The sequence below is a fragment of the Phytobacter sp. V69 genome (genome assembly GCF_965644215.1).
Classification (GTDB): Bacteria; Pseudomonadota; Gammaproteobacteria; order Enterobacterales; family Enterobacteriaceae; genus Phytobacter.
Map to the genome: position 1 here is coordinate 1 of NZ_CBFFRL010000145.1, position 12,431 is coordinate 12,431.

Annotated in this window: 11 protein-coding genes and 2 pseudogenes; 1 reads left to right on the top strand and 12 read right to left on the bottom strand. The window is 55.5% G+C overall.

The window, feature by feature from the left end; translation table 11 throughout:
• Positions 1 to 84: 84 nt before the first annotated feature.
• The 12 genes and pseudogenes from ACSZPU_RS18160 to rluE form a co-directional block, all read right to left on the bottom strand.
• Positions 85 to 321 (bottom strand): annotated as a pseudogene (locus ACSZPU_RS18160) (class I SAM-dependent methyltransferase); the annotation flags it as partial.
• A gap of 2 nt (positions 322 to 323) precedes the next feature.
• Positions 324 to 1,085 (bottom strand): ABC transporter ATP-binding protein, encoded by a 762-nt coding sequence (locus ACSZPU_RS18165; RefSeq protein ID WP_499001602.1) that lies wholly within the window; start codon positions 1,083 to 1,085, stop codon positions 324 to 326.
• Positions 1,082 to 2,074 carry a FecCD family ABC transporter permease gene (locus tag ACSZPU_RS18170; RefSeq protein WP_499001604.1) on the bottom strand — a complete coding sequence of 331 codons (993 nt, stop codon included), beginning with the start codon at positions 2,072 to 2,074 and terminating at the stop codon, positions 1,082 to 1,084. Before ACSZPU_RS18170 ends, ACSZPU_RS18165 begins: the two co-directional genes overlap by 4 nt.
• Positions 2,071 to 2,947: pseudogene (locus ACSZPU_RS18175) on the bottom strand (ABC transporter substrate-binding protein). The gene ACSZPU_RS18170 and the pseudogene ACSZPU_RS18175 overlap by 4 nt, the downstream one beginning before the upstream one ends.
• 210 nt (positions 2,948 to 3,157) lie before the next feature.
• A complete protein-coding gene (purB, locus tag ACSZPU_RS18180) occupies positions 3,158 to 4,528 on the bottom strand; it encodes an adenylosuccinate lyase (protein ID WP_499001606.1) in 1,371 nt (456 codons plus the stop codon).
• Positions 4,529 to 4,547: 19 nt separating this feature from the next.
• On the bottom strand, positions 4,548 to 5,177 hold the full coding sequence (hflD, locus tag ACSZPU_RS18185) for a high frequency lysogenization protein HflD (protein ID WP_499001608.1): 630 nt from the start codon (positions 5,175 to 5,177) through the stop codon (positions 4,548 to 4,550).
• A 35-nt stretch (positions 5,178 to 5,212) separates the two neighbouring features.
• The gene (gene mnmA, locus ACSZPU_RS18190) at positions 5,213 to 6,355 is read right to left on the bottom strand and encodes a tRNA 2-thiouridine(34) synthase MnmA (RefSeq protein WP_499001624.1); all 1,143 of its coding nucleotides are present in this window, start codon (positions 6,353 to 6,355) and stop codon (positions 5,213 to 5,215) included.
• 182 nt (positions 6,356 to 6,537) lie between these two features.
• Positions 6,538 to 8,490 carry a methyl-accepting chemotaxis protein gene (locus ACSZPU_RS18195; RefSeq protein WP_499001610.1) on the bottom strand — a complete coding sequence of 651 codons (1,953 nt, stop codon included), beginning with the start codon at positions 8,488 to 8,490 and terminating at the stop codon, positions 6,538 to 6,540.
• Between the two features lie 324 nt (positions 8,491 to 8,814).
• Positions 8,815 to 9,264 (bottom strand): NUDIX hydrolase, encoded by a 450-nt coding sequence (locus ACSZPU_RS18200; protein WP_499001613.1) that lies wholly within the window; start codon positions 9,262 to 9,264, stop codon positions 8,815 to 8,817.
• 23 nt (positions 9,265 to 9,287) lie between these two features.
• A complete protein-coding gene (locus ACSZPU_RS18205; RefSeq protein WP_499001615.1) occupies positions 9,288 to 9,431 on the bottom strand; it encodes a hypothetical protein in 144 nt (47 codons plus the stop codon).
• A 204-nt stretch (positions 9,432 to 9,635) separates the two neighbouring features.
• Positions 9,636 to 10,214, bottom strand: coding sequence for a hypothetical protein (locus ACSZPU_RS18210; protein ID WP_499001616.1), 579 nt, complete (start codon positions 10,212 to 10,214; stop codon positions 9,636 to 9,638).
• Between the two features lie 59 nt (positions 10,215 to 10,273).
• Positions 10,274 to 10,915, bottom strand: a complete 642-nt coding sequence (gene rluE, locus ACSZPU_RS18215; protein WP_499001618.1) for a 23S rRNA pseudouridine(2457) synthase RluE — start codon at positions 10,913 to 10,915, stop codon at positions 10,274 to 10,276.
• Between the two features lie 125 nt (positions 10,916 to 11,040).
• Between rluE and icd the strand changes: the two genes are divergently transcribed.
• The gene (gene icd, locus ACSZPU_RS18220; RefSeq protein ID WP_499001622.1) at positions 11,041 to 12,291 is read left to right on the top strand and encodes an NADP-dependent isocitrate dehydrogenase; all 1,251 of its coding nucleotides are present in this window, start codon (positions 11,041 to 11,043) and stop codon (positions 12,289 to 12,291) included.
• Positions 12,292 to 12,431 lie beyond the last annotated feature (140 nt).

Consider the following 12,431-nt stretch of genomic DNA (forward strand, 5'->3'; position numbering starts at 1 on the left):
TCGTATGCGCCTGTTAGGGCGCGGCTGGTAAGAGAGCCTTATAGGCGCATCAGAAAAACCTCCGGCTATGCCGGAGGTTATTTATTCCGCCAGCGCCAGGGCCACCGTTCCTGGGCCGCAGCCCATATCGAACAGGCTGTGCGCGTCGGTAAGGTCGATTTTCGCCAGTAACTGCTGCAAGTAGCTGTCGGTGGGGGCGGCGCAGCTGGCGGCCATTTTTTCAGCTTTGGCATCCCAGTGATCCGGCGTTTTTTCCGTACGCCCGGCCAGTTGCAACTGCTGCTGATAGAGGTGGGCAAAATCAATATCGTCAATGAGCATCATTATTCCTTTATGTGTGTGTTGCCCAGGTGGTGGCGTATCTGTTCGGGTGTGACCCGATAGAGTTCGGCAAGGTGTTCCACCTGCAACTGATGGTTGACAGGCCCCTGCGTGACGCGTCCATCTGGCTCAATGCGGATAACTGTGTCGGCGATAGCGCGGGCGTGCTGGGGATGGTGCGTTGCCATTAACAGCGTCATGCCGGTTTGCTGAAGCCGTTTCAAGGTTTCCAGCAGGCTAATCTGATGGCCAAAATCGAGACTGGAGGCGAGTTCATCCAGCAACAGTAACTGCGGGCGCTGCACCAGGGCGCGGGCAATCAGCACTAACTGGCGTTCGCCACCGCTCAGCTCTTTCCAGTTACGCCCGGCAAGATGGGTGATGCCGAGTGCCGCCAACTGGTCTGCGGCGTCGTCGCGCTCTTTACGTCCCGGCTGGCTAAAAGTGCCCAGATGCGGGATTAGCCCCATCATCACCATGTCCATCACCGAGAAGGCAAATGCCCCCTCGTGCGCCTGCGGCACCCAGGCGATGGCGCGCGCACGGGCGGCAGGGGAAAGCAGCCCGACGGGCTGACCGTTGAGCAGGATCTCTCCGCTGCGTAGTGGCAATACGCCCAGAATGCTGCGCATCAGGGTGGTTTTGCCGCTGCCGTTGGCCCCCAGCAGGCAGCACAGCGAGCCGCTTTGCAGGGTGAACGAGACGTCTTGCAAAACGGTCCGGCCCGCATAGCCCAGCGAGGCGTGGTTGATCTCTACGCTCATGGGTGGCCTCTTCGTGGCAACAGCAGCAGAAAGAAGGGGGCGCCGATAAAGGCGGTGAGGATGCCAAGTGGGATTTCGGTGGCGCTGAGCGTGCGGGCGAGGGTATCGGTCAACAGCAGTAAAGTGGCCCCGACGATCATGGCGATGGGCAACAGGCGCTGGTGGTTGCTACCGATAAGCAGGCGGCCAATATGCGGAACGACCAGCCCGATCCAGCCAATAACTCCCGCCACGGACACGGCACTGGCGGTTATCAGCGTCGCGCACACCACCAGCGTTAAGCGCAGGCGCGTCACGTTCACACCGAGTGAAGTGGCTTCGTCATCGGAGAGGGTCAACAAATTCATTCGCCAGCGCAGCAGAAACAGCGGGATCGCGCCTATCACCATCACCGGGCCGGCAAACATCAGATCCGACGTGGCGATCGACGATAACCCGCCGAGCAGCCAGAAGGTGATCGAAGGAAGCTGAGTATAGGGATCGGCCAGCGTTTTGATTAACGAGATACTCGCACCGCACAGGGTTCCCAGCGCAATACCCGCCAGTACCAGCGTCAATACCGGATCGTGCCGCGAGGCTTTAAGGGTAATCAGCCAGACGCCTGCCACCACCAGTAAGCCACCGCAAAACGCCAGAATCTGGATCCAGACAATCGACAGCCCGCACCAGATCCCAAGGCAGGCCCCGAGCCCGGCACCGGCGGCGACACCCAGAATATCTGGTGACACCAGCGGGTTGCGAAAGCTCCCTTGATAGGTGGTACCGGCCCCTGCCAGCGCGGCACCGATCAGCAACGCGGCGAACAGGCGAGGGATGCGGATCTGCCAGAGCACGATGCCTGCCTGAGCAGTGAGCGCATCACTGTCGCGTTGCATAAGCAGAGCGATAACCTGAGAGAGCGTCAGGTGCCAGGGACCGTACATCATGGCCGCCAGCACACACAACACCGTGATGGCAGTCAAAAGTCCAACCAGAAGCGAGAATTTCATGCCGCCTTCATCAGCCTCTCAAAGTTTGCTTTGCTGAGTGGTTCATGCCAGAAAAGTTCGCTGTAGTGGGTGAGATCGTCCTCGAAATGGAGGGCGATTTCCGGCGCAAGCCACGCATGCAGACGGCGCAGACCGGCCAGACGGTTGATTCCGGGCGGTGCGTCCAGCCAGCCAAAGGGGAGGCCGTCGAGCAGCAGGATGCGCTGATTTTTTACCGCATTGACTCCCTGCCATGCAGGATCCTGCATGATGTACTGGCGGGTGGTCTCTTCCTGCACCAGCACGATGTCCGGCTGCCACTGCAGCAGGTTTTCCAGTGACACCTGACTCAGGCCTGTGCATCATCGATAAAGTGTTTTGCCAGTTCGGCCTGGCGGGCGGTGCGGGTTTCTGTGCCCGCCAGCGCACCTATCGCCTGGAGCTGCGCGGGGGAGGAGGCCAGCTCGCCGCTTATCAGCACCCAGGGGATGTGCGTCAGTTCGCTGACCCGCCGCGCCTGCGAGGTCCAGGTCTCATCCGCGTTACCGCAATCGACAATCACATCCGGCTTGAGCGCCATCAACTGCTCCATCGACAGCGTGGTCGCGCGTCCAGCCAGTCGCCCTGGTTTGGGTAATCTGCGGATCGCCTCCGGCAATACCTGAATCGGGGCGTGGGAAAAATCAAAGGAGGAAAAGCCCGCCAGTTTTTCCGGTGCGGCGGCGAGCAGAAGCAGGTCGGCTGGTCCACCCGCGCTGACAATACGGTTAATGGTGGAAGGCGCAGGCACACTGCCAATGCTCAAGGTCAGGGGAGAGGCGGCAAAAGCAGGAAAACCGGGAAACAAGCTGGTTGATAACAGGCCTGAAGAAAGGTTCTGCGGGTAAGCGGCATGGTGTCCATCCTGGATCATCAATAATCTGTCGTTATATATTCACATATATAGCGATGCATTATTTGTCTGAAATCAAGCTGAAAAGATTAAAAAACGAACTAACCCTAATGGATTACGTCAATCAGCAGGAAGGAAGCATGGACGGGGGGAATATAAAAAGGTCCGGACACAGAGTGCCCGGACCTTTTTTAAAGGCTAAACGGTAACGTTTATTTCAGTTCGTCGACCATGGTGGTGGCGCGACCAATGTAGTTTGCCGGGGTCATCGCTTTCAGGCGGACTTTTTCGTCTTCCGGCAGTGCGAGGCTGTCGATGAACTGTTTCATGCCTTCGGCATCCACACGCTTACCACGGGTCAGCTCTTTAAGCTTCTCGTACGGTTTTTCGATACCGTAACGGCGCATAACGGTCTGAATCGGCTCTGCCAGCACTTCCCAGTTGTGGTCCAGTTCGTCCAGCAGACGGTCGCGGTTCACTTCCAGCTTGCTCACGCCTTTCAGCGTTGCCTGATAGGCAATCAGCGCATAGCCCACGCCCACGCCCAGGTTACGCAGCACGGTGGAGTCGGTCAGGTCGCGCTGCCAGCGGGAAACCGGCAGTTTGCTGGCCAGGTGTTGCAGCACCGCGTTGGACAGGCCGAGGTTGCCTTCGGAGTTTTCGAAGTCAATCGGGTTAACCTTGTGCGGCATGGTGGACGAACCAATTTCGCCAGCGATGGTTTTCTGTTTGAAGTGGTTCAGGGCGATGTAACCCCAGACGTCACGATCGAAGTCGATCAGGATGGTGTTAAAGCGCGCCATGCAGTCAAACAGTTCCGCAATATAGTCGTGCGGCTCGATCTGCGTGGTGTACGGGTTCCACTGGATACCCAGGGAGGTCACGAACTCTTCGCTGAACTGGTGCCAATCCACTTCCGGATAGGCAGCGATGTGGGCGTTGTAGTTACCCACCGCGCCGTTGATTTTGCCGAGGATTTCCACCTGGTTCAACTGGCGATACTGGCGTTCCATACGGTAGGCCACGTTAGCCATCTCTTTACCGAGGGTAGACGGCGTAGCCGGCTGCCCGTGGGTGCGAGAAAGCAGGGGGATATCACGATACTGCACGGCCAGGTCTTTCACCGCGTCAATCACCTGGCGCCAGTACGGCAGAATCACCTCATCACGCGCGGTTTTCAGCATCAGCGCGTGGGACAGGTTATTGATATCTTCTGAGGTGCAGGCAAAGTGGATAAATTCAGAGACCGCATGTAACTGTGCGATGTCCGCCACTTTTTCTTTCAGAAAATATTCGACCGCTTTGACGTCATGGTTAGTGGTGCGCTCGATAGTTTTGATGCGCGCAGCGTCTTCTTCATTGAAGTCAGCGACGATTTTATCGAGGAAACCGTTTGCGTCGTCAGCAAAAGCAGGAACTTCCTTGATCGCTGCATGTGACGCCAGCTTTTGTAACCAGCGTACTTCGACTTGTACACGAAATTTCAGCAAACCGAATTCGCTGAAGATCCCGCGCAGCGCGCTGACTTTATCGCCGTAGCGTCCATCGACAGGGGAAACGGCGGTCAGTGAGGATAATTCCATAGTTCAGAACTCCGGGAGGTTAACAATGAGCGAGAATTTGTTTGGCCTGAGTCGTCAGGCGATTACGGGAAAACATTAACTGCAGGCGGCCACCGCCAACTTGATGCCACAGCACCGCGGCACGAATGCCAGCAAGCAGCGTAGCGCGAACTTTAGCCTGTACCTGTGGGCTTTGCAGCACCGCAGGTGAGCCGGTGACCTGGATGCGCGGCCCGAGTGGGCTAATCACGTCTACATAAATCGCGGCCATAGCACTGAGCAGCGTCTCCGACTGGAGATCAAAATGCTCGAGCTGGCGCTGCAAACCGGCAATACGATCGCCGAGCGTATCCATCGCGCCTTTGTGGCCCGCCAGCTTACGCTCCAGCACCATCAGGCTAAGAGTATAGCGGGTCAATTCGGCATTCAGCCCCTGACGGCTGCTGGCATTGAGTACGCCGAGCAGCGTTTCCAGACCGGTGCGCAGGTTAGCTTCACTGCCACCAAACACGCTCAGGGTCGAGTCCGGGTTGAGATCGATGACGCTATTGAGAGAAACATGGAGCGCGTCGGCGTCGCAATGTCCCTGATGCGCCAACTGCTGCACCAGACGGGCTGACTGGCAAATACCGGCCAGCGCCAGGGTGATGTCATAGTAATTCTTAGCCACACTCGCTCCTTGATTCGCTATCTCTGTCTCGTCGATTAAACCGGCAGCGCGATACGCTGTTCGATAATACCGCCGCCAAGACACACTTCGCCGCTATAGAACACCGCGGACTGGCCTGGGGTCACCGCCGCAACCGGCTCGTCAAAACGAACTTCAATGCGGTCGTCATCCAGCGCGGTAATGGTGCACGGAATATCGGTCTGGCGGTAGCGGGTTTTCACCGTACAGCGCAATGTACCGACCAGCGGCTCGCGATTGACCCAGTGTAACTGCTGGGCAATCAGCCCAACGGACATCAGGCGTGGGTGATCGTGCCCCTGCGCGACCACCAGAATATTGTTTTCAACATCTTTATCGACCACGTACCACGGGTCTTCACTGCCTTCTTTAGTCCCGCCAATCCCCAGACCTTTACGTTGGCCCAGCGTGTGGTACATCAGCCCCTGATGTTCGCCAATTTCTTCACCGTCAACGGTGAGAATTTTGCCCGGCTGGGCGGGCAGGTAGCGGCCTAAAAATTCGCGGAATTTGCGCTCGCCGATAAAACAGATACCGGTTGAGTCTTTTTTCTTCGCGGTGATAAGACCCAGGTCTTCGGCGATTTTACGCACTTCCGGTTTTTCCAGTTCCCCGACCGGGAAGAGGCTCTGGGCGATCTGCTCATGACCAAGCGTATAAAGGAAATAGCTCTGATCTTTGTTGCCATCAAGGCCGCGCAGCAGACGGCTTTTACCGTCAACATCGGCGCGGCGAACGTAGTGACCGGTCGCGATATAGTCCGCGCCCAGGTCTTCGGCGGCAAATTCCAGGAAGGCTTTAAATTTGATTTCTTTGTTGCACAGAATATCCGGGTTCGGCGTACGTCCGGCTTTATATTCCGCCAGGAAAAGCTCAAACACGTTATCCCAGTATTCTGCGGCAAAGTTTACGGTGTGCAGTTCAATGCCGAGTTTGTCGCACACAGCTTGTGCATCTGCCAGATCGGCCGCTGCGGTACAGTATTCCTCGCCGTCGTCTTCCTCCCAGTTCTTCATGAACAGGCCTTCCACCTTATAACCCTGTTGCAACAACAGCCAGGCAGAAACGGAAGAATCGACACCGCCGGACATGCCGACGATCACTTTTTTTGGGCTATCAGACATAGAATACTCACGACATTGAACTTCAAGGCGGCGTATTCTATCACGCACTCGCCGCGCAGGCACCCCTGCATATTACCAATCCGCAACAAGTCAGGTGGAAATTACCGCCGATCCGTTCTGTGACGCGCGTTACCGCATGATGGCGGGAGGGGAATCAGGCACACAACGATAAACCCCAGCATGGCTGGGGTTGGTGTTAACAAAATGCAGTTGCGATGTCAGGCAGCGCGCCGATCGTCGATGCTGAACTGTTCCACGCTTTGTGCAAGCTGCTGGGCCTGCTCTTCGAGAGAACTGGCCGCCGCTGCCATCTCTTGTACCAGCGAGGCGTTCTGCTGGGTGACACCGTCCATCTCGTTGACCGCAATCGTTACCTGGCTAATGCCTTTGGCCTGCTCATCGGAAGCGACGACGATCTCATTGATGATGGTCTGCACGGAATTGACCGCCTGGGTCATCTCCTGCATGGTTTTACCGGCATCGTTAACCAGTTGCACGCCGTTTTCGACGCGTTGGCTAGACTCTTCAATCAGCGCGGCAATTTCTTTTACCGCGTTGGCGCTGCGCTGAGCGAGGTTACGCACTTCGGAAGCCACCACCGCAAAACCACGCCCCTGTTCGCCCGCGCGCGCCGCTTCAACGGCGGCATTGAGCGCCAGAATATTGGTCTGGAAGGCAATGCTGTTGATCATGGTGGTGATATCGCTGATTTTCTTCGAGCTGTCATCAATCTGCGACATGGTTTTCACCACCTGGCTGACTAGCACTTCACCGCGGCTGGCAATTTGTGTTGCATTGGCGGTCAGCGCCGTGGCCTGGTGGGCGTTGGTGGCATTATGTTTCACCGTGGCACTGAACTGCTCCATGCTGGCGGCGGTTTGTTCCAGTGCGGCGGCCTGCTGCTCTGTGCGCGAAGAGAGGTTGATGTTGCCGCTGACGATTTCACCGGCCCCCTGACGCACGGAATCGCTGGCATCTTTGATCTGCCCGACAATCTGGCGCAACTGGGCCTGCATGGTATGCAGGGCGAAGAACAGGCTGCGGCGATCGCCCGCTTTCACGTTAATCTCGTTATCCAGTTTGCCGTCTGCTACGGCCAGCGCGATGGTCGCGGCTTCCAGCGGTTCACCACCGATCGGTTTCAGTACTTTGCGGCTGAATACCATGCCCAGTAAGGCGCTCACCAGCAGGATGCTGATTACCATCAGGATGATGGCGTTCATCAACTGGCGGTTGGCGGCGGCCATTACCTGGCTGACCGGTGCCACGACGCCCAGGTACCATTTATCCGGACTGTTGCCAATCGACACTGGTTGCCAGGTGACTAATGCATTCTCACCAAGAATGGCATCGGGTTGTTCCACCACCTGCCGGGCGAAATTGTTCGTGTTGCCCGGGAAGGGTTTGCTCGTCAGGTTCTTGTCCGGGTAAGAGATGACTTTACCCGCCGTCGACAGCAGTACCGCGTAACCGCCGCCTTCCCAGGGTTTAATCTGGTTTACTTTTTCCTGCAGCGAAGCAAGCGAGATGTCTGAGGTGACCACCGCATGCAGTTTGCCCTGGCTGACCACCGGCGCAGCTACTGACGTCAACAGCGTCGGTACGCCGTTATAAGCGTAGCTATAGGGCTCAATCAGCGTGTCTTTCTGGGATTTTTGCGGCAGCAGATAATAATCGCCCTGGCCTGGCGTCATGTAGGAGAGCAGCGGGTGCATCTTAAAATTGCCTGACTGATCGTGGTCAACGAAGAAGGCATAACGACCTGCCGGTGCCTGATCGGGCTTATCCGCGAACTCCGCGTCTTTGCCATCGAAGGCATTTTCTTCAAAAATCACTGAGATGGAGAGGTAATCAGGATTATCGCGCAGGGCGGATTCCATCATCTTATCGACGACTTTACGATCCGTTATCCCCGCGTCAGGTAACGCAATCAGATTGTGACCGAGGTTATGCGCCACATCGCGTGCATAGTTAAGGTCCTGCTGAATTTTCAGGGCTTCGCTTTGTGCAATCTGGTGTAAGTAATTCTCTGCCAGAGATTTTTGCTCATTGCTGGACTGCCAGCTCAGCACGCCGATCGTTGCAACAAAGCCGAGAGTGATGGTTAATGCGCCGGTTAACAACATCTGTGCGCGAGTACTCATCTTTCTTTGAACATACTGTCTGGCCATCACGGTTCCTCTGGTCTCAACGTGTAGCGTCATTAAAAATCCCTTAAGTTGGGATTGCCTTCCTGGATGTCTATCGGCGTATGATTTTTGATCTTTAATTGTTAACGACGCGATCGCTTTGGCGCATAAATGCGCAGAATGACCCATAAACAGCAGGAGTAATCAGAGGGGAAAGGTAAAGATGAAGGAATATGCTGAGTGTAGCGTGACTTCTTAGTGTGTTAAGTTGAGGTTAAATATTTCACTTTGGCACTAATCGCATTAAGGGGCAGGGAAATGCGTAAAAGAGCCGCCGGTGATGCGGCTCTTATCGGAAGCAGATGCTTACTTGAATGGCCAGTTAAATTCGCCAATCATCGACAGCGGATAACGCGTGCCGGTTTGCCAGCTGCGGATGCTTTCCACCACCAACGGCGATCGCAAGTTCGTGGCATTCAGGATCTCGTCGGCGCTGACCCACAGGCAGCGGTCGATATCACTGTCGTGCGGCTCTGTAGCACACAGATCGTCAAGATCAACGGCGAACAGAAAACGTAGGAACGGCGTTTTGTCTGGCGCTATCCACTGGTGCATACGGATAAAGGCGTCGGGTGTGGCGTGAATACCGGTCTCCTCCCACAGCTCGCGTTTTGCGGCCTGCACCAGCGTCTCGTTGGCTTCCAGATGCCCGGCGGGCTGGTTCCATAATGCTTTGCCGCTGATTGTCTCTTCCACGACCAAAAATTTGCCTTGCGCGTGGACAACGCAGGCAACGGTAACATGAGGTTTAAACATACTTTCCTCCGGGTTTCTCAACGTTATTCGTCAAAGCCATCGGCCATATCCGGCCAGCTGATATCGCCATTCTGCTTGTTGATACTAATGTAGGCCACCGGTGGGGCGGTCTCGCTGTCGGCACCGCCACGGCAGAGCGCTGACTGGTGATCTTCACGGACAATCATCTGAATCTCTTTTGGCGCATTCCAGCTTTCATAAAAAACGCAGCGGTAGTCGGTGCGCAGGGCCAGCGTGGCTACGCGCGTGGCTTTATCGGTAGAAAGCGGGTTGATGTCGTCACGATAACGATCGCCGCTGTCGGTGGGGGTGAGCTGCGATTTTTTAAGCCAGCCACGGATGATACGGTGATCGGCACCGTACCAGGTTACCTAAAGAAAATCATCTTCGGACTGCTCCTGCGCCGAAACCGTATCACCGGGCACCAGAAATACCGACGAACTGCGACATTTGTCGTTAGGCATGGCGTAAAACGATGCCCGTTCTTTACCCTGAATGCGGAATTGGTTATTGGCCGCAGGGGCGTTTCGTACCCGTGTGCGCAAAGCGTCGTTGGCCCACGCCTGGCATTCCTGGCTGACGGGCAAAGGAGCAGGTAAGGTGGTCAATCCATCGGCGGTCACCCAGCCGGCGGCGAATGCGCCGCTGGCATCGCGGTAGCGCACATAGCGAAAGGGATGCGTGGATGATACCCCGCCGGATTTTCCGTACAGCACTGAGCTTCGCAGGACTTCGACCGCGTCGCCGTTGACTAAAAACGTCGGCAGTTGGCACTCGGAACCCGGGGCAGAATAGAAGTGCAGGCGGGTGGGGCTGTTCACGTGGGCAATCTCTGAGAGATAGTCCGCTTCGCCTGCTGCCCTCCCACCGAGGGCCTCGCAATTTTCATCAGCAAAAGAGTATGACGATGCCGCGCATAGCAGCAACAGGGTGGCAATACGTAAGCGCATACATTTCCTCATCCTTGATACATGCCGTTAGCAGAAATTATTGATGATAAACAATGTGTTTACTTCGCGTCCCGCCATTCACCGTTGGCCAGGCCATCGAGCGTAAAGTTACCCATCGCGTAACGAATGAGACGCAACGTCGGAAAACCCACGTGTGCGGTCATCCGTCGAACCTGACGATTGCGGCCTTCATAAAGGGTGATTTTAAGCCAACTGGTGGGGATAGCTTTTCGTTCACGAATCGGCGGATTGCGTGGCCACAGCCACCCGGGCTCTGGCACGCGTTCAATACCAGCCGGAAGCGTTGGGCCATCGTTAAGCGTGACCCCTTCGCGCAGGGTTTTGAGTGCCTCTTCACCAGGCTCACCTTCTACCTGCACAAAATAGATTTTCCCGGTCCGTTTCCCCGGCTGTGTGAGTTTTGCCTGCAGCACGCCGTCGTTGGTGAGTACCAGTAACCCTTCACTGTCGCGGTCCAGACGCCCGGCCGCGTATACATTCTGAACAGTTATATAATCTTTGAGGGTACTGCGGCCCGCTTCGTCAGTGAACTGGGGCAAAACATCGTAGGGTTTATTGAACAAAATCACCCGTTTTGGCCCGCTTTCACGTTCGGGCTTAGTGGCTTGTCGTGAGCTGAATCGCTTAAGGTGGTGATTTCTATCAGAAGTTTTCTTCATGGTATTTTCAGTAGTTATCATTTACAGCATTATAACTGAATCATGATTGCCTTTCATGGCACCCAACTATCGGGTAGTATTGATGGGCTAATTACAATTCATTAACAAAAATCAGTAACAACCAGAAGCGCTCGAAGGAGAGGTGAATGGAAAGCAAAGTAGTTGTTCCGGCGGAAGGTAAAAAGATCACCCTGCAAAACGGCAAGCTGAACGTTCCGAATAACCCGATTATCCCGTTCATTGAAGGTGACGGAATCGGTGTCGACGTTACCCCGGCGATGCTGAAAGTGGTCGATGCCGCTGTGGAAAAAGCCTATAAAGGCGAGCGTAAAATTTCCTGGATGGAAATTTACACCGGTGAGAAATCTACCCAACTTTACGGTCAGGATGTCTGGCTGCCGGCTGAAACCCTCGATCTGATTCGCGATTACCGTGTTGCCATCAAAGGCCCGCTGACCACCCCAGTAGGTGGCGGTATTCGTTCCCTGAACGTTGCCCTGCGTCAGGAGCTGGATCTGTACGTGTGCCTGCGCCCGGTACGTTACTACCAGGGTACGCCGAGCCCGGTTAAACACCCTGAGCTGACCGACATGGTCATCTTCCGTGAAAACTCCGAAGACATCTACGCCGGTATCGAATGGAAAGCGGACTCTGCTGATGCGGAAAAAGTGATTAAATTCCTGCGCGAAGAGATGGGCGTGAAGAAAATTCGCTTCCCGGAACATTGCGGTATCGGTATCAAACCGTGTTCCGAAGAAGGCACCAAACGTCTGGTACGCGCGGCCATTGAATACGCTATCACCAACGATCGCGATTCTCTGACCCTGGTACACAAAGGCAACATCATGAAGTTCACCGAAGGCGCGTTCAAAGACTGGGGTTACCAGCTGATTCGCGAAGAATTCGGCGGTGAGCTGATCGACGGCGGCCCGTGGCAGAAAATCAAAAACCCGAACACCGGCAAAGAGATCATCATTAAAGATGTGATCGCCGATGCGTTCCTGCAGCAGATCCTGCTGCGTCCGGCTGAATACGACGTTATCGCCTGTATGAACCTCAATGGTGACTACATCTCCGATGCGCTGGCAGCTCAGGTGGGTGGTATCGGTATCGCCCCTGGCGCGAACATCGGTGACGAATGCGCACTGTTTGAAGCGACCCACGGTACCGCGCCGAAATATGCCGGCCAGGACAAAGTGAACCCGGGCTCCGTGATCCTCTCTGCTGAGATGATGCTGCGCCATATGCAGTGGTTCGAAGCCGCAGACCTGATCGTGAAAGGCATGGAAGGCGCAATCGCTGCCAAAACTGTGACCTACGATTTCGAACGTCTGATGGATGGGGCTAAACTGCTGAAATGTAGCGAGTTTGGCGACGCGATCATCGCGAACATGTAATCCGCCTTGCGGGTTAAAGAAGAACGGGAGCCTGATGGTTCCCGTTTTTTGTGCACAAAAAAACCCCAGCTAGGCTGGGGGTTCCGGAAAGCTTTCAGCTTTAAGCCAGTTATCAAAACCCCTTTTGATTTGTTAAAACA

Bases quoted from the DNA above. Each gene is read 5' to 3' on its own strand.
- ACSZPU_RS18165 (WP_499001602.1), bottom strand. From the start codon at position 1,085: ATGAGCGTAGAGATCAACCACGCCTCGCTGGGCTATGCGGGCCGGACC.
- ACSZPU_RS18170 (WP_499001604.1), bottom strand. From the start codon at position 2,074: ATGAAATTCTCGCTTCTGGTTGGACTTTTGACTGCCATCACGGTGTTG.
- purB (WP_499001606.1), bottom strand. From the start codon at position 4,528: ATGGAATTATCCTCACTGACCGCCGTTTCCCCTGTCGATGGACGCTAC.
- ACSZPU_RS18195 (WP_499001610.1), bottom strand. From the start codon at position 8,490: ATGGCCAGACAGTATGTTCAAAGAAAGATGAGTACTCGCGCACAGATG.
- ACSZPU_RS18200 (WP_499001613.1), bottom strand. From the start codon at position 9,264: ATGTTTAAACCTCATGTTACCGTTGCCTGCGTTGTCCACGCGCAAGGC.
- ACSZPU_RS18205 (WP_499001615.1), bottom strand. From the start codon at position 9,431: ATGATTGTCCGTGAAGATCACCAGTCAGCGCTCTGCCGTGGCGGTGCC.
- ACSZPU_RS18210 (WP_499001616.1), bottom strand. From the start codon at position 10,214: ATGCGCTTACGTATTGCCACCCTGTTGCTGCTATGCGCGGCATCGTCA.
- rluE (WP_499001618.1), bottom strand. From the start codon at position 10,915: ATGATAACTACTGAAAATACCATGAAGAAAACTTCTGATAGAAATCAC.
- icd (WP_499001622.1), top strand. From the start codon at position 11,041: ATGGAAAGCAAAGTAGTTGTTCCGGCGGAAGGTAAAAAGATCACCCTG.